At 66.4% G+C, this 17,112-nt stretch carries 16 protein-coding genes; 15 read left to right on the top strand and 1 reads right to left on the bottom strand.

Annotated features, from left to right (window positions below):
* The first annotated feature begins 61 nt into the window (after window positions 1-61).
* The 12 genes from H3H36_RS09280 (at window position 62) to H3H36_RS09225 (ending at window position 12,949) form a co-directional block, all read left to right on the top strand.
* Window positions 62-646: a hypothetical protein gene (locus H3H36_RS09280; protein WP_182216573.1), complete on the top strand. Its 585-nt coding sequence runs from the start codon at window positions 62-64 to the stop codon at window positions 644-646.
* Window positions 643-1,821 (top strand): sensor histidine kinase, encoded by a 1,179-nt coding sequence (locus H3H36_RS09275; RefSeq protein WP_182216571.1) that lies wholly within the window; start codon window positions 643-645, stop codon window positions 1,819-1,821. Before H3H36_RS09280 ends, H3H36_RS09275 begins: the two co-directional genes overlap by 4 nt.
* Before the next feature lie 24 nt (window positions 1,822-1,845).
* Complete coding sequence (locus H3H36_RS09270) at window positions 1,846-2,493, top strand: response regulator (protein ID WP_182216568.1); 648 nt, start codon at window positions 1,846-1,848, stop codon at window positions 2,491-2,493.
* Window positions 2,494-2,635: 142 nt separating this feature from the next.
* On the top strand, window positions 2,636-4,228 hold the full coding sequence (locus H3H36_RS09265; RefSeq protein ID WP_182216566.1) for a GGDEF domain-containing protein: 1,593 nt from the start codon (window positions 2,636-2,638) through the stop codon (window positions 4,226-4,228).
* A 367-nt stretch (window positions 4,229-4,595) separates the two neighbouring features.
* Window positions 4,596-6,137, top strand: coding sequence for a flagellin N-terminal helical domain-containing protein (locus H3H36_RS09260; RefSeq protein ID WP_182216564.1), 1,542 nt, complete (start codon window positions 4,596-4,598; stop codon window positions 6,135-6,137).
* Window positions 6,138-6,224: 87 nt separating this feature from the next.
* Window positions 6,225-6,614 carry a flagellar protein FlaG gene (locus H3H36_RS09255; RefSeq protein WP_182216562.1) on the top strand — a complete coding sequence of 130 codons (390 nt, stop codon included), beginning with the start codon at window positions 6,225-6,227 and terminating at the stop codon, window positions 6,612-6,614.
* A gap of 298 nt (window positions 6,615-6,912) precedes the next feature.
* Window positions 6,913-9,597, top strand: a complete 2,685-nt coding sequence (gene fliD / locus H3H36_RS09250; protein WP_182216560.1) for a flagellar filament capping protein FliD — start codon at window positions 6,913-6,915, stop codon at window positions 9,595-9,597.
* 17 nt (window positions 9,598-9,614) lie between these two features.
* Window positions 9,615-10,055: a flagellar export chaperone FliS gene (gene fliS / locus H3H36_RS09245; RefSeq protein ID WP_182216558.1), complete on the top strand. Its 441-nt coding sequence runs from the start codon at window positions 9,615-9,617 to the stop codon at window positions 10,053-10,055.
* Window positions 10,056-10,058: 3 nt separating this feature from the next.
* Window positions 10,059-10,388 carry a flagellar protein FliT gene (locus tag H3H36_RS09240; protein WP_182216555.1) on the top strand — a complete coding sequence of 110 codons (330 nt, stop codon included), beginning with the start codon at window positions 10,059-10,061 and terminating at the stop codon, window positions 10,386-10,388.
* A 14-nt stretch (window positions 10,389-10,402) separates the two neighbouring features.
* A complete protein-coding gene (fliK, locus tag H3H36_RS09235) occupies window positions 10,403-11,848 on the top strand; it encodes a flagellar hook-length control protein FliK (RefSeq protein WP_182216553.1) in 1,446 nt (481 codons plus the stop codon).
* Window positions 11,838-12,170: an EscU/YscU/HrcU family type III secretion system export apparatus switch protein gene (locus H3H36_RS09230; protein ID WP_182216551.1), complete on the top strand. Its 333-nt coding sequence runs from the start codon at window positions 11,838-11,840 to the stop codon at window positions 12,168-12,170. Before fliK ends, H3H36_RS09230 begins: the two co-directional genes overlap by 11 nt.
* Window positions 12,171-12,214: 44 nt before the next feature.
* Window positions 12,215-12,949 carry a flagellar brake protein gene (locus tag H3H36_RS09225; protein WP_375539584.1) on the top strand — a complete coding sequence of 245 codons (735 nt, stop codon included), beginning with the start codon at window positions 12,215-12,217 and terminating at the stop codon, window positions 12,947-12,949.
* A gap of 55 nt (window positions 12,950-13,004) precedes the next feature.
* On the opposite strand, the gene fliE is transcribed toward H3H36_RS09225, so the two are convergent.
* Window positions 13,005-13,346 carry a flagellar hook-basal body complex protein FliE gene (fliE, locus tag H3H36_RS09220; protein ID WP_182216546.1) on the bottom strand — a complete coding sequence of 114 codons (342 nt, stop codon included), beginning with the start codon at window positions 13,344-13,346 and terminating at the stop codon, window positions 13,005-13,007.
* Window positions 13,347-13,589: 243 nt separating this feature from the next.
* On the opposite strand from fliE, the gene fliF reads away from it, so the two are divergent.
* From fliF to H3H36_RS09205, 3 genes are read left to right on the top strand one after another with little or no spacing between them, the layout of a single operon-like run.
* Entirely contained in the window at window positions 13,590-15,335 is a 1,746-nt protein-coding gene (gene fliF, locus H3H36_RS09215) for a flagellar basal-body MS-ring/collar protein FliF (protein WP_182216544.1), read from the top strand.
* Window positions 15,328-16,326 carry a flagellar motor switch protein FliG gene (fliG, locus tag H3H36_RS09210; RefSeq protein ID WP_182166554.1) on the top strand — a complete coding sequence of 333 codons (999 nt, stop codon included), beginning with the start codon at window positions 15,328-15,330 and terminating at the stop codon, window positions 16,324-16,326. Before fliF ends, fliG begins: the two co-directional genes overlap by 8 nt.
* On the top strand, window positions 16,326-17,084 hold the full coding sequence (locus tag H3H36_RS09205) for a flagellar assembly protein FliH (protein ID WP_182216542.1): 759 nt from the start codon (window positions 16,326-16,328) through the stop codon (window positions 17,082-17,084). Before fliG ends, H3H36_RS09205 begins: the two co-directional genes overlap by 1 nt.
* The last annotated feature ends 28 nt before the right edge of the window (window positions 17,085-17,112 follow it).

The following is a 17,112-nucleotide window of genomic DNA, read 5'->3' as shown; positions in this document are numbered from 1 at the left end:
GCAGGTGTTTTTTCACGTATGATCTGCGCATGCGCGCACTCGCCCTCCCGGCCAATCCGGCATGAAACTCTCGCCCACCGCGCGGCGCCGGCTGACGGCGCCCCTGGTCTACGTGGCCGCCCTGTTCCTGCTGCTGGAGGACTGGCTGTGGGACCTGGGCGCGGCCCTGATGGCCTACCTGGCCCGCTGGCCGCCGCTGCACCGGCTCGAAGCGTGGCTGCAGGGCCTGCGTCCGATGGCCGCCATGGCCGTGTTCGTGCTGCCGGCCCTGCTGCTGTTTCCCGTCAAGCTGCTGGCCCTGTTCGCCATGGCCCGCGGCCACGCCGTCATGGGCCTGGCCGTGATCGTGACGGCCAAGGTGGCCGGCGCGGCGGCCGTGGCCCGCCTGTACGCACTGACCCGCCCCACGCTGCTGACCATCGCCTGGTTCGCCAGCCTGCTGGCCTGGTTCCTGGCGCTCAAGCAGCGCTGGATCGCCCGCCTGCAAGCGACGGCCGCGTGGCGCGAAATGCAGGCGCTGGCCGCCGCCGTGCGCCGCTGGCGCCGCCGCCTGCCGCGCAAGCGCTGGTGGCCAACGCGGGTATTGCGCCGCTACGCGGCCCGCTGGCGCGCCCGCCGCCGCCGTTTTTCCGATGACCACGAATGATGACTGATCCTACCGTTTCCACCGACCCGGCCGCCGTGGCCGCCGAGCTGGCCCAGGTCCGGGCCCGCCTGGACGCCATCGTCTCCAACACGCCCGGCCTGGTGTACCAGTTCGAGCTGCACCCCGACCAGCGCGTGTCCTTCCCCTACCTGAGCGAGGGCTGCCAGGCCCTGCTGGGCCTGACGCCGGCCGCCCTGCACGCGGCGCCCGAATGCTTCCTGGCCCTGATCCTGGAACCGGACCGGCTGTCCTACCTGGACGCCATGCAAACCTCGGCCAGCACCCTGTCCAGCTGGAACTGGGAAGGCCGGATCTGGATCGAGGCGTGGAAAGACATCAAGTGGATCAACCTGCGCGCCACCCCGCACGCGCTGCCCGGCGGCGCCGTGCGCTGGGAAGGCATCATGACCAACATCACGGAAAGCCGGCGCGAGCAGCAGGAAGTGCGCCAGTCGCGCGCCCGGCTGGCCGAGCTGACGGCCCACATCGAGAAGGTCAAGGAACAGGAACGCACCCGCATCGCGCGCGAGATCCACGACGACCTGGGCGGCAACCTGACGGCCATCAAGATGGCGCTGGCCATGCTCTCGGCCCGCCTGCCCGAGGGCGACACGACGCTGCACGACAAGGCCGCCTACGTCGATGCGCTGGTCGACCGCACCATCGACGCCGTGCACCGCATCTCACTGGACTTGCGCCCGCCCCTGCTGGACCTGGGCCTGGTGGTCGCCCTCGAATGGCTGTGCAAGGAATTCGAGCAACAGGCCGGCGTCCATTGCGCCTTCAGCGCCAACGCCCGCGAGTTCGCGCTCGACAACGACCAGACCACGGCCCTGTTCCGCATCGTGCAGGAAGCGTTGACCAACATCGCCAAGCACGCCGGCGCCACCCGCGTCACCGTCAAGCTGGCCCGCACCCGCCACCACGTGAGCCTGAAAATCAGCGACAACGGCGGCGGCATCTGGCAGGGCGACCGCGCCAAGCCCGAATCGTTCGGCATCCGCGGCATGACGGAACGGGCGCGCGCGCTGGGCGGCACGTTGACGCTGAGCCACGCCGTCGGCGGCGGCACCGTGGTGGCCGTCAAAATTAAATGCGATGGCCAGCATCCGGGCGCCATTCCGGCCCCGGCCGGCGCTACAATAGTGGATCAGAGTGTTTCCACCGCGAAATAGCGTAACCGGGTATAAGATTCATCCATGACAGAAAAAGCCATCATCAAGGTCTTCATCGCCGACGACCACGCCATCGTGCGCGAAGGCTTGAAACAGATCCTGGCCGAGACGGGGGACATCGTCGTGGCCGGCGAGGCCGAGAACGGGCTGGACGCCATCAAGCTGTTCCGCAAGGCCGACTGCCAGGTGATCCTGCTCGACATCTCCCTGCCTGACCGCAACGGCATCGAAGTGCTCAAACAGATCAAGAAGGAAAAGCCGGACCTGGCCGTGCTGATGCTGTCCATGCACCGCGAGGATCAATATGCGATCCGCTCGCTCAAGGCGGGCGCGGCCGGCTACCTGACCAAGCAGAGCGCGCCGCGCGAACTGGTGACGGCGATCCGTCAGGTGGCCGGTGGCCTCAAGTACATCAGCCCCGCCCTGGCCCAGGAGCTGGCCAACCACGTGGGCGAGGACCACGAGGCGCCCCCGCACGACGCCCTGTCGGACCGCGAATACCAGACCCTGACCATGATCGCCTCGGGCAAGACGGTGGGCGCCATCGCCAAGGAATTGTCGCTGTCGGTCAAGACGGTGAGCGAATACCGGGCCCGGCTGCTGGTGAAGATGAAGCTCAAGAACAGCGCCGAGCTGACCCACTACGCCATCAAGAACCAGCTGATCGAGTGAACCCGGCGGCATGGCGTTGCCAGGAAGAATACTTTGTATGCGTTTAATTAAGACCTGTTCCGGCCGCTAATCATCGCTATGCATGGCCAGCGTGTCGCCTATCATGATAGGAATGAGTCACTGAAAGAGGCTGTGCGCAACCATGTCTAGCAAAACCACCCCTGCGGCCGCGGCGGAGCAGAACCCGGCCGACATCGCCCGCGAAGCATTCCGCCGCCTGGCCGTGCGCCGCATCGCGCCCACGCCCGACGCCTATCGCGACATCTACCTGGAAATCGCCGGCCTGCCGCCGGCGGCGCCGGCGACCGCGCCGGCCGTGCTGGGCAGCGCCGACCCGGGACCGGAAACCGTGCTGACGGGCTTTGCCAACCGCATGGCCGACGGTGTCGGCGACCTGGCCGAGTTTGGCCGCCGCTTCAACCGCGCCGTCAAGTCGCGCGACTGGGATGGCTACGCCAAGGCCCTGTCGCAACTGGTGGACAAGCACATCACCGTCAAGAAAGGCATCGAGACGGCCGCCGCCCCCGATTCCGAGCAAAGCCGCATGCTGCGCGACTTGCTCAGCCGCACCCTCACCTTCGCCGTCGCCTCGCTGCTGACGGGCGCGCCGGCCCTGGTGGCCGAGGCCGAATCGCTGGGCGCGGCCACCAAGCAAGCCCACAGCGAGGAAGCGCTGGCCGAGATCGCCGTGCGCCTCAAGCAACTGTGCTACCAGATCGAACTCAAGAGCGGCGACTCGGCCGAGCAGCAGGAATTGCTGTTGCGCCTGTTCAAGTTGCTGCTGGAGAACGTCAGCGAACTGCTGGACGACGACAGCTGGCTGCGCGGCCAGATCGACGCCGTGCAAAACCTGATCGCCGGCCCCATCGACCAGCGCGCGCTGGAGGAAGCCACGCGCAGCCTGAAGGATGTGATCTACAAACAAAGCCAGCTCAAGCACAGCCTGTCGGACGTCAAGCTCACCGTCAAGAACATGATGATGACCTTCATCGACCGCCTGGGCCAGGTGGCCGCCTCCACGGGCGACTTCCATGAAAAGATCGGCGGCTATTCGGAAAAGATCAGCCGGGCCGAGAACATCGCCGAACTGAACCAGATCCTCGACGACGTGCTGCGCGAGACCCGCATCGTGCAGAACGAGGCCCTCAAGGCGCGCGACAAGATGGTGCTGGCGCGCCAGGAAGTGCAGGACGCCGAGCAGCGCATCCACGCGCTCGAAGCCAAGCTGCAGCACATGAGCGAGCTGGTGCGCGAAGACCAGCTCACGGGCAGCCTGAACCGGCGCGGCCTGGACGACGTGTTCGAACGCGAGACGGCCCGCTCGGACCGGCGCGGCACGCCGCTGTGCATCGCCCTCTTGGACCTGGACGACTTCAAGCGCCTGAACGACACCTACGGCCACATCGCCGGCGACGCGGCCCTGAAACACCTGGTCAAGATCGTCAAGGAAACGCTGCGCTCGATGGACGTGATCGCCCGCTTCGGCGGCGAGGAATTCCTGATCCTGCTGCCCGAGACGACGGTGGAGGCGGCCTCGCAGACGATGACGCGGCTGCAGCGCGAGCTGACCAAGCATTTCTTCCTGCACGATAACGAGAAAGTGTTGATCACCTTCTCGGCCGGGGTGGCGCTGCGCCGTCCCAACGAGGACCAGGGCGAACTGGTCAAGCGGGCCGACAAGGCCATGTACCAGGCCAAGCAGTCGGGCAAGAACCGGGTGGTGGTGGCCGACTGACGGGCTCGTCCCCTGATCCGACCCGCCCAGGGCCGGCGCCAGCGATGGCGCCGGCCTTTTTTTCGCTTGGGCGGCCCGCGATAGTTACTTTCCAGACCATGAAATCGGCCCCACCCTGCCCAAATTCCACGGAAATAGAGGCCAAAATATAATTATTTTCGCCCTAAAGATTCGCCAAACGCGGTCGTTTAAGCGGGCATGGGCGGCCAACGTTTAGCCCCGCAAGTGAAAATTTCGCGCCTTTTTTTACCTAAATTTTCCCGTGGGGCAACCGTTACACATTACAACAGCGGTTTGATTGTCTCGGAACGCGGAGACAGACCAAAGTGAAATGAGCACGTAGCCCAACCTAGTCTGGAGAAACATCATGACCCAAACCATCAACACCAACATCGCTTCGCTGAACGCTCAACGCAATCTGAACACCTCGCAAGCTTCGCTGTCGACTTCGTTGCAACGCCTGTCTTCCGGCCTGCGCATCAACAGCGCCAAGGACGACGCCGCCGGCCTGGCCATTTCCGAGCGCTTCACTTCGCAGATCCGCGGCGATACCCAGGCAGCCCGCAATGCCAACGACGGCATCTCGCTGGCGCAAACTGCCGAAGGTGGTTTGAGCACCGCTGGTGACCTGCTGCAACGTATCCGCGAACTGGCCGTGCAGTCGGCCAACGGCACCAACTCCGATTCGGACCGCAAGTCGATCCAGAATGAAGTCTCGTCGCTGGCCAAGGAATTGGACCGCGTCGCCAACACCACCCAGTTCAACGGCCAGAACGTGCTGGACGGCTCGCTGACCTCGTCCCAGTTCCAGGTCGGCGCCAACGCCAACCAGACCATCAATATTGGCGTGCAATCGGCCAAGGCGACCGACATCGGCAACAACACGCTGACCTCGGCCTTCGGCGGCACCGCCATCTCGGAAGCCGTGGGCGGCACCGCCAACAACGTGACGGCCAACGAAACGCTGACCTTCACCTCGGGCACGGGCACCAAGACCGACATCGCCGTCACCACCGGCGACAGCGCCAAGAAGATCGCCGCCAACGTCAACGCGCAAAGCGGCACCTCGGGCGTGACGGCACTGGCCACCACCAGCGCCACCCTGCAAGGCCTGGTCACCGGCACCGACGGCTCGGTCCAGTTCCAGCTGCGCGGCGACAACTCGATCGAAGCGGACGCCAACTCGACCGCCGTGACCATCTCGGCCAAGATCAAGGGCGGCGACCTGTCGTCACTGGCCCAGGCCATCAATGCCCAGAGCAACACCACCGGCATCTCGGCCTCGATCAAGTCCAACCCGACCACCGGCACCAAGGAACTGGCACTGGTCAACAGCTCGGGCGCCGACATCCAGATCACCAACACCAACGGCGCTTCGGATGACTTGCTGACCGCCGCCACCATGCGCGGCTACGACAAGCCGGCCAATGGGTCGGTCGCCGCCGTGCTGGCCACGACCTCGGCAGCCATCGGCGGTTCCGGCTCCAGCATGACCGTCGGCGGCCACCTGGACTTCTCGTCCGACTCGGGCTTCTCGCTGTCCTCGACCGGCACCACGGCCATCGTCACGGCCGCCACCGGCTCGGATCTGCAATCGGTGGCCAAGATCGACGTGTCCACCGTGGCCGGCTCGAACGCGGCACTGAAGACCATCGACTCGGCGCTGAACGCCATCAACAGCAACCGCGCTTCGCTCGGTGCGATCCAGAACCGTTTCGCCTCGACCATCTCGAACCTGCAAACGACGACGGAAAACCTGTCGGCCTCCCGTAGCCGGATTCAGGACACCGACTTCGCGGCGGAAACGGCCAACCTGACCCGTGGCCAGATCCTGCAGCAGGCTGGCACCGCGATGTTGGCTCAAGCCAACTCGCTGCCGAACGGCGTGCTGTCGCTGCTGCGTGGTTAAACCCGTGTGACGATGGACCTACATCGTTAAAACCCGGTTCCCCGGTCGACTTGTGCGGCCGGGGATTTTGCACAAACAGGAACCATCATGACCATCGACGCATTAAGCACTGCCCCGGCAGCACGCCCGATCGAGCGCCATCCTGCCGGCTACGATGCGGCCCCCGCCGCCAGCGGCGCGGCGCGCGCCCCCGCCACGGCCGTCGAGACGGCGGCCGCCGTGAAAGGCGCGGGCGCCGTCCCCACGCTGGACCAGGTGTCGCAAGCCGTGTCGCAACTGAACCAGTCGCCCCAGGCCCGCGCCCAGGGACTGGAGTTCTCCATCGACAAGGACAGCAAGCGCACCGTCGTCAAGGTGATCGACCAGACCACCAAGGAAGTGTTGCGCCAGATCCCCTCGCCCGAGGCGCTGGAGATCGCCAAATCGCTGGGCAACGCCAGCCACAACGCCGGCCTGCTGATCAAGCAGACCGCCTGAAGCGGCCGTACCGCCTTGGCGCACCGCCTTGGCGCACCGCCTTGGCGCGCCTGGGGCGCGCCGCTTTTCCTTCCATCATGGCATGCTTGCGCTAAGCTATAGGCATGCGTCCCGTGCCGATCAGGCCCGCCCCGTCCCCGCGTGGCCATCCATCCCGCCCGCCGCCGCACCCGCGCGACCGTGTTGGTCGCTGCACATTTTTTGAGCGAAAGCCAAACAGACTGGCATTTCCCCCTCTCAAGTCCTCTTTGAACGCGCCGATAATGTCTTATATTGTTGCTTTCTACAGGAGTCCAACGTGGGCATTTCTTCTCCCGGCATCGGGTCCGGTCTCGACATCAATGGCATCGTCAGCAAGCTGATGCAGGTGGAGTCCGCCCCACTGGCGGACTTCGACAAAAAATCAGCCAGCTACCTGGCCCAGGTCTCGGCATTCGGCAACCTGTCCAGCGCGCTGGGCGCGTTCCAGGGCGCGCTCTCCCCGCTGACGTCGCTGTCGAGCTTCCAGTCGCTCACCGCCACGCCCAGCGATTCGAGCGTGCTGTCGGCCAGCGCCACCACCAAGGCGCTGCCGGGCAACTACCGGGTCAACGTCACCCAGGTGGCGCAGGCGCAAACGCTGGCCTCGGGCGGCTACAAGAGCACCACCTCGACCATCGGCCTGGGCGGCACCACCACCATCAATTTCTCGCTGGGCTCGGTCAGCGGCGGCAGTTTCGGCCTGAACGGCACCACGCTGGGCGCCGGCGTGCTCACCGGCGGCTTGACGCCCGGTGCGCTGACCATCAACGGCACGGCCATCGGCACCGATGGCAGCACCCGCAGCGCGCGCCTCTTGGCCGACGCCATCAACGCCAAGAGCGGCACCACCGGCGTGTCGGCCAAGGCGGCCGCCACCGTGACCTCCGCCACCCTGTTCGGCGCGGCCGGCGCCAGCACCTTTGGCGCCGTCGACACCAGCGGCGGCGGCACCTATGCGCTGACGGTGGGCGGGGTGCAGGTCGCCAGCCAGGCGGCCGGCGTGGCCGCCGGCGCGGCCGGCAGCATCAACGCGGCCGCGCTCGACACGGCCCTGACCGGCGACACGGCCGTCACGCGCGCGCTGGCCGACGCCAACATCACCGTCAGCGGCAGCGCGGCCGCCGGCACCTTGCAGTTCACCAACGCCGACGGCGCCAACATCAACGTGAGCGAGGCCGTCAGCGGCGCCGTCACGGGCGGCATCGGCAACAGCGGCACGGCCAACAGCGGCTCGAGCACCACCGCCATCAGTGCCATCAGCCTGGTGTCGGCCGACGCCAGCCCCATCACGGTGGGCGGCACCAATCCGGCCGCCGCCGGCCTGACGGCCGGCGTGGGCGGCGCCTACCAGGGCGCCACCTTCGCCGCCGACCCCGACCGCACCTCCGGCAACATCGTCATCGACAGCAAGAACAACACGCTGCAAGGCATCGCTGACGCCATCAACAAGGGCAACTTCGGCGTCACGGCCAGCCTGGTATCGGACGGCGCCACCGGCACCAACGCCACGCCCAACCACCTGGTGCTGACCTCGAGCGCGACGGGCGCCTCGTCGACCATGCGCATCACCCTCAGCGGCAGCGGCGGCAATCCGCCCGACGCCGACCTCGTCAACCTGCTCGGCTACGATCCCGGCGGCACCCAGAACCTGAGCCAGAAGGCGTCGGCGCTCGATACCCTGGCCAACGTGAACGGCATCGCCGTCAGCAGCAGCAGCACCTCCATCAGCGGCGCCATCGCCGGCGTCACGGTCAACGTCAACAAGACTGGCAGCTCGACGCTGGCCGTGGCCAGGGATACCAGCACGCTGACCACGTCGGTCAACGGCTTCGTCAAGGCGTATAACGACCTGAACAACCAGATCAGCCAGCTGAGCGGCTACAATGCCGACACCAAGACGGGCGGCCCGCTGCTGGGCGACTCCACCGTGCGCAGCCTGCAATCGGCGCTGCGGGCGCAAATGTCGCAGCAGCTGACTGGCCTGAAGGGCAACCTGACCAATCTGTCGCAGGTCGGCATCGCATTCCAGAAGGATGGCTCGCTGACGCTGGACTCGTCCAAGCTGAACAAGGCCATCACCAGCAACTTCAACGACATCGCCGGCCTGTTCGCGGCCGTCGGCAAGACCACCGACAGCGACATCAATTTCGTCAGCTCGGGCGCATCGACCCAGGCCGGCGACTACGCGGTCGACATCACCACGCTGGCCACCCAGGGCAGCCTGACCAGCGCCGCGGCCTTGCCCGCCACCACCGTGATCGACAGCGACACCACCTGGACCGTCAAGCTCAACGATACGGCCACGGCGTCCAGCACCGCCACCATCACGCTGCCTGCCGGCAGCTATACCCCCAGCCAGCTGGCCACCGAGCTGCAATCGTCGATCAACGGCGTGAGCAGCTTCGCCAACGCGGGCTGGTCCATCAGCGCCACGGTCGGCGCCGACGGCACCCTCAAGCTGCAATCGAACCGTTATGGTGCGCAATCGAATATCAGCCTGAACGATGACACGGGCACCAGCGTGGCCTCCGTGTTCGGCGCCGCCACCCCGGTGGCCGGGGTCGACGTGGCCGGCACCATCGGCGGCTATTCGGCCACCGGCGACGGGCAAACCCTGACCGGCGCGGACGGCGCCCCGGTCGCCGGGCTCAAACTGACCGTGGCCGGCACGGCCATCGGTTCACGGGGCAGCATCGGTTTTTCCCAGGGTTACGCTTACCAGCTCAACACGCTGGCCGGCAATTACCTGGGCGCCAAGGGCTATATCAATGGCCGCACCACCGGCCTGAACCAGTCGGTCAAGGACATCGGCAAGCAAAAGGATGCGCTCAGCGCCCGCCTGGTGGACGTGGAGGCGCGCTACCGCGCCCAGTACACCAAACTCGACACGCTGGTGGCCAGCTTGAACTCGACCGCCTCGTATTTGACGCAACAATTGGCGTCCATCGCCAAGAACGGTTAATTGACAGGAGATACCCTATGTTCGGATCCCGACAAACTGGCGTGCACGCCTATGCCAAGATCGGCATGGAAACGGGCGTGCTCGCCGCCAGCCCACACAAGCTGATCGTGATGCTGTTCGATGGCGCCCTGGTGGCCATCAACACGGCGCTGGCGAGCATGCGCAGTGGCAATATCGGTGAAAAAGGCAAGTCGATCTCGAAGGCCATCATGATCATCGACAGCGGCCTGCGGGCCGCGCTCGACAAGAAGGCCGGCGGCGAGATCGCCGAAGGGCTGGACGCCCTGTACGAATACATGAGCGCGCGCCTGCTGACGGCCAACCTGCAGAACGACCCGGCCATCCTGGAGGAAGTGCAGCGCCTGCTGACGGAATTGCGCGACGCCTGGAACGCCATCGGCGATGCCCCGGCCGCCACCGGCCGCGCCACCCCCACCCCTAGCCTTGCGAGCGCCTGAACGATGATGACCAGCAAAGAAGTGTTGACCGTGTACGCCGCCATGGCGGAACTGACGGAACAGATGGTGCGGGCCGCCACGGCCAGCGACTGGGACCTGCTGGTGCTGCTCGAGCAGCGCGTCGCCGCCCACGCCCAGCGCCTGCGCGCGCACGAGCCGGCCGCGCCCATGCAGGGCGCCCAGCGCGAACAAAAGATCGAACTGATACGGCAGATGCTCAACGCCGACCGCCAGATCCGCGACCTGACCATGCCGTGGATGGCCCAGTTGTCCAAGCTGATCAATAACACCGGCACGGAACGGCGCCTGGTCAACGCCTACGGCAGCGTCTGATCCCGGCGGGAGCCATGCTGCCGCGCCTGGACGTCAACGTCGGCCCGCTGACCGCGGCCGACGCCGTGCACGGCACGCCGCCCATCGGCGACGGCCGCCAGGCCGCGTTCCAGCGCAACCTGCAGGCGCTGGTGGGCCAGTCGCTGCAAGCGACGGTGCTGTCGAAATACCCTGACGGCAGTTTCCTGGTGCGGGTGGCCGACAACGCGGCCCGCATGCTGCTGCCGCCCGGGGTGCAAGTGGGCAGCGAGGTGCCGCTGACGGTGATCGCGGCCCAGCCCCGTCCCACTTTCCAGCTCGGCAACGCCCCCGGCGCCGGCGCCCCCCTCGTCTACAGCGAAGCGCCGCCCGGCGGCGCCGCCGCCGACGCCCAGCTCTATCACCCCAGCCCGCCTGCTGCCGACACGGCCGCCGCCGGCGCGGCCCGCCTGCCGGGAACGGCCAGTGGCGCCCCGTCGGGCGCGCCCCCCGGTACGGCCGCCAGCGCGCAGGCTGCAGCCCAGGCCGCCACCGCACAGCAACCGTTGCCGGCCGGCCCACAAAATGCCGGCGCCGCGGCCAACGGCGCGGCGCCGGCGGCCACCGCCACCGCCGCGCAGGCCGCCAACCTGGCGCAGGCCGGCGCGGGCGCCAGTGCCGCCGATCACGCGCGCCCGGCCACGGCCGGCGCCGCCCTGCTGGCCAAGGCGCCCCTGATTCCCGCCAGCGCATTGCCGTCATTGGATGCCAGCACGCCGCCACCCACGCTGAGCGCGGCCGCGCGCGTGCTGACCACCGTACTGACGGCCGCGCCCGCCACCGCGGCCGGCGCCGCCGTCGTATTGACGGGCAAGTCGCCGCTGGTGGCGGCCGGCGCCCCGCCCGTGCCCGAACAACTGGCCCAGCACCTGCAAGCGGCCATCTCGCAAAGCGGCCTGTTCTACGAATCGCACGTGGCCGAATGGGTCAAGGGCGAACGCAGCCTGGCCGAGCTGATGCGCGAGCCGCAGATGCAGCGCCAGCAGCAAGCCCTGGCCGATGGCGGCGCCCGGCCCCAGGCCAGCGGTCCGGACCTGTCGGCGGCCCTGATGATCAACCAGCAATTGCACGCGCACGAGCAAGGCCGGGTGCAGTGGCAGGGCGAGGCATGGCCGGGCCAGCCCATGCAGTGGGAAGTGCGGCGCGAACCGCACGAGCAGCACCAGCGCGACGGCCGCGACAGCGCCGGCGGCCAGCCGGAGCAAGTGTGGCGCAGCGGCGTGCGCTTCCGCTTCCCCCTGCTGGGCAAGGTGGCCGCCACCGTCACGCTGGCCGGCGACCAGGTGCAGATCCAGCTGCAAACGGACACCGACCAGTCGGCCGTCACGCTGCGCGCCTACGCGGATAGGCTGGAACAGGCGATGGCGGCGGCCGGGGCGCCGCTGTCCTCGCTCACCATCGCCGCCGATGCCACCCAGGCCGGAGACAGCCATGAGCCGTGAGGCGCCGCGCCGGCCGCTGCAAAGCGCCGTGGCGCTGGCCTACCAGACGGGCGCGGCCGCGCCCAAGGTGGTGGCCAAGGGCCGTGGCCTGGTGGCCGAGCAGATCATCGCCGTGGCCCAGGAGCACGCTGTGTTCGTGCATGAATCGAAGGAACTGGTGTCGCTGCTGATGGAAATCGACCTCGACCACCAGATCCCGCCCACCCTGTATCGTACAATTGCGGAACTGTTGGCCTGGCTATATCATATTGAATCAGCGCAAAAGGCTGGCGCCCCGTTGCCCGCGCCGCCCGACACCAGCCTGCCGCTCACCGAACCCTAGACCCCGATTTGGACGCGATGCAATCACTACGACTGGAAGCAGACTTGGAAAACTGGCATGACTTCGAAGTCGAGTCGCGCCGGGAGATCATCGCCCTGCTGAAAAGTATCGGCGAAAAGAACCAGCTGATCCGCATGGTGGTGCAGGGCGAGGCCGACGTGTGCGTGACGTCCATCCTGGAAGTGCAGCCAGACAACAACACCGTCATCCTCGATTGCTCGATCGACCGCGAGCAGAACCAGCGCGTGCTGGGCGCCAAGGCCGTCCATTTCGAGACGACGCTGGACAAGATCCGCATCCTGTTTTCCTCCGACAAGGTGGAAAAGTGCCTGTACCGGGGCAACCCGGCCTTCCGCATGGCCGTGCCGGCCACCTTGATCCGCCTGCAGCGGCGCGAGTACTATCGCATGAACACGCCCGTCAGCAACCCGGTGCGGGTGGCCATACCGCTGCCGGCCGAGCTGGGCGGCGGCAACCACCCGTTCCCGCTGGCCGACATCAGCTGCGGCGGCATCGCCATCCTCGACAACAAGCTGTTGCTGGGCGACACCATCGGCCGCAACTACGCCGATTGCCGCATCGACTTGCCCGACGTGGGCGCCATCGTCACGACCTTGCAGATCCGCAATTCGCTCGACATGACTTTGCTCAACAACAAGTCGAACCGCCGCCTCGGTTGCCAGTTCATCGACATCCCCCGGACCATGCTGGCCCAGGTGCAGCGCTACATCACCAAGCTCGAGCGCGAGCGCAACGCGCGCCTGGCCGGCCTGGGCTGAGCGGGCGGGCCAGCGCGGCCCGCTGCCGCCCTATTATCATTGAATGATCATTTGATTACACTTGCATGTTCATGATGTCGTGATACGCCGTCACCAGTTTATTGCGCACCTGCATGGTGGCCTGGAAGTTGATGCTGGCCTTCTGCATCGAAATCATCACGTCCGACAAGCTCACGCTTTCATCGCCCATGGCGAAGCGCTGGCCCTGGGTCTCGGCCTTGACCTGGCTGGCGTTGACGGCGTCGAGCGAATTTTTCAGCGCGTCGGCGAAATTGACTTTGGCGGCCGGGGTTTCCGTCTGGACCACGGGCGGCGTGGCCTGGGGCCGCGTGGCGTGGGCTTTCAGCTGCGCGATCATGGCCTGGATCTGGCTGCTGTCGATACCACCTGTTCTCATAGTGACTCCAATTTGTTGCTACCGCGGAACACTTTCCGGCGGTCAGGGAGACAGTGCCACGTTACAATAGGCACTGTCAGGCTGCCAGAATAGCAGTCCGGACGCCAGCGGCAGCCTCGAGCAGGCGGGCAAACGGGGCTCTGTTTGACCGTTTGAATCGCCCGTTTCCCGGCGATAATCCGTATCAGGCCCAATTCCCGTGCCGGGATTGGATAGCGACACTCAGAGAATCTCACACCCACCATGGCCGTAGCCGAAGAACGCGAAATCGACGCAGCAGAGCAAGCGAGCGCGCCCGACGAGGCGGCGGAAAAGCTGCCCTTCATCCAGACGCCGATGGGCAAGAATTTCATGCGCGGGGGCGCGGCCGCCGGCGTGCTGGCCGTGATCCTGGCCCTGTGGCTGTGGAACAAGCCGCCCGAGTACGGCGTGCTGTTCTCCAATTTCACCGACCGCGATGGCGGCGCCATCACGGCCGAGCTCGACAAGATGAACGTCAAGCACAAGTTCTCCGACAACGGCACGGCCATCCTGGTGCCCACGGAACAGGTGCACGACATCCGCCTCAAGCTGGCGGCCCAGGGCTTGCCCAAGGGCGGCAACGTCGGCTTCGAGCTGATGGAAAACCAGAAGCTGGGCGTGTCGCAGTTCCTGGAACAGGTCAACTACCAGCGCGCGCTCGAAGGCGAGCTGGCGCGCTCGATCCAGTCGCTGTCGGCGGTCGAATCGGCGCGCGTGCACCTGGCCCTGCCCAAGCCGTCCGTGTTCGTGCGCGACCAGCAAAAACCGACCGCGTCCGTGCTGCTGAACCTGCACCCGAACCGCGTGCTGGACCCGCAGCAAACCAGCGCCATCGTGCACCTGGTCGCCTCCAGCGTGCCGGAACTGTTGCCGGCCAACGTGACGGTGGTGGACCAGGCCGGCAACCTGATTTCCGACCTGAACAAGAACGGCAACGCGGCGCTGAACGCCAAGAACATGGACGAGACTCAGCTCAAGTACGTCAAAGAGCTGCAGAACGCCGTCATCAAGCAAGTCGAATCGATCATCATCCCCATCGTGGGCGAGAACAATGTGCGGGCCGAAGCGACGGCCGATGTCGACTTTTCCCAGGTCGAACAGGCGGCCGAGACCTACAAGCCGAACTCGCCGCCGGCCGCCTCGGCCATCCGCAGCCAGCAGACCAGCGAGACTGGCGGCACCGGCAACACCAACCCGTCCGGCATACCGGGCGCGCTGTCGAACCAGCCGCCGGGCACGGCCACGGCGCCGCTGACGGCCAACGGGCCCGGCGCCACGGCGCCCGCGCCCGGCACCCCGCCCGGCGCCACCACCGGCAGCGGCAATGGCCAGACCCACAAGGAATCGACCACCAACTATGAAGTCGACAAGACGGTGCGCTACGAGCAGCGCGGCATGGGCGGCCTGCGCCGCCTGACCGTGGCCGTGGTGGTCAACTACCGCCGCATCATCGACAAGAACGGCAAGGTCACCGTCAAGCCCTACACGCCTGAGGAAATGGCCAAGATCAACGACCTGGTCAAGCAAGCGATGGGCTACAATCAGGAGCGTGGCGACGCCGTCAGCGTGGCCAACTCGCCGTTCGACGGCGTGGACCGGCCGGCCGAGGCGGCGCTGGACTGGTGGCGCGATCCGGCCAATTTGCCGATGGCCAAGGAACTGGCCAAGTTCCTCATCACAGCCCTGATCCTGCTGTACATCTTCCTGCGCATCGTGCGCCCGATGATGCGCCCCGTGTTCAAGAAGATCGACGAAATCAACGCGCCGGAGCCGGAACCGGAACCAGAGCCGGAGCCGGTGGTGGAAGAACCGGACGCGGCCCTTATCGCGGAAGAGGAATTGCGACAGATGGAAGAGAATACGGCCCGCTCGTACCGGGATAACCTGGCCATGGCCAAGAAACTGGCGGCCGACGATCCGCGCATCGTGGCCAACATCATCAAAGCGTGGGTAGGCGCCAATGACTGAGAATACCGGACTGCAAAAAGCGGCCATCCTGATGCTGGCCATGGGCGAGACGGAAGCGGCCGAGGTGATGAAATTCCTGGGCCCGCGCGAAGTGCTCAAGCTGGGCGCGGCCATGGCCACCATGAAGAACGTGCCGCACGAGCAGGTGGTCGACACCCTCGACGACTTTCGCGACCAGGTGGCAGCCGCCTCCACCGTGGGCCTCGATTCGGACGAGTATATCCGCCAGGTGCTGACCAAGGCGCTGGGCGACGACAAGGCGTCCGTGCTGCTGTCGCGCATCCTGGGCGGCAAGGACGCCTCCGGTATCGAAAGCCTGAAGTGGATGGATTCGAACTCCGTGGCCGAACTGATCCGCAATGAGCACCCGCAGATCATCGCCACCATCCTGGTTCACCTGGAACGCGACCAGGCTTGCGAGATCCTGGGCAACTTCACCGACCGCCTGCGCAACGACGTGGTGCTGCGCATCGCCACCCTGGACGGGGTGCAGCCGGCCGCGCTGCGCGAACTGAACGACGTGCTCACCAAGCTCTTGTCCGGCAATGAAAACATCAAGAAATCGTCGCTGGGCGGGGTGCGCGCGGCGGCCGAGATCCTGAACTTCATGAGCGGCGAGCAGGAAGGTTCGGTGATGGACAACATCAAGAACTACGACAACGACATGGCGCAAAAGATCATGGACGAGATGTTCGTGTTCGACAACCTGATCGACATCGACGACCGCGGCATCCAGCTGTTGCTGCGCGAAGTGCAGTCGGAAATGCTGATCATCGCCTTGAAGGGCGCCTCGCAGGAGCTGCGCGACAAGATCTTCAAGAACATGTCGGCCCGCGCCGGCGAAATGATGCGCGAAGACCTGGAATCGAAAGGTCCGGTGCGCCTGTCCGAAGTGGAAACCCAGCAGAAACAGATCCTGCAAATCGTGCGCCGGCTGGCCGACGAAGGCCAGATCGTGCTTGGCGGCAAAGGTGAGGATTCCTTCGTCTGATGGCTACCATCCCGAAAGAACAGCAGACCGCGTTCCAGCGCTGGGAGATGACGTCGTTCGGCGACCACCGCCCCAGCACGCTGGCCGCGCGCGAAGCCGAGCAGCACGCGCAGGAGGCGGCGCGTGCCCAGCAATTGCTGGAACAGCGCATGCAGGAAGCCTTGCAGGAACACGAGCGGCAACTGGCCGAGGTCGGCCCGCCGCCGCCACCGCCGCCCAGCTACCCCAGCGTGGAGGAAGTGGAAGCGATCCGCGAACAGGCCCGGCGCGAAGGCTACGAGGAAGGCCACGCGGCCGGCCACGCCGACGCGCTGGCGCTGGGCAAGATCGAGTCGGCCAGGGAACTGGAACAGTTGCGCGCGCTGACGGCCTCGTTCAGCACGGCCGTGCAGCAGGCCGACCAGCTGATCGCCAACGACGTGCTGGAGCTGGCCCTGCAACTGGCCAAGGGCATGCTGAAGACGGCGCTGCAGGTCAAGCCCGAACTGGTGCTGCCCGTGGTGCGCGAAGCGATCGAATACCTGCCCGTACTGCAACAGCCGGCGCTGCTGGTGCTGCATCCCGATGACGCGGCCGTGGTGCGCGAAGGCATAGGCGAGGAACTGGACAAGGGCGGCTGGCGCGTGATCGAGGATCCCAGCGTGGGCCGCGGCGGCTGCAAGGTCGATACGGCCAGCAACCAGATCGACGCCCAGGCCGCCTCGCGCTGGCAGCGCCTGACCCACGCGCTGGGCAAGGACGTGGACTGGCTGGCCTGACGCACCATACATGGACAGCATGGACAGC

Source organism: Rugamonas fusca (genome assembly GCF_014042365.1).
GTDB classification, from domain to species: domain Bacteria; phylum Pseudomonadota; class Gammaproteobacteria; order Burkholderiales; family Burkholderiaceae_D; genus Rugamonas; species Rugamonas fusca.
This window is presented reverse-complemented; position numbering and strand designations above follow the sequence as displayed.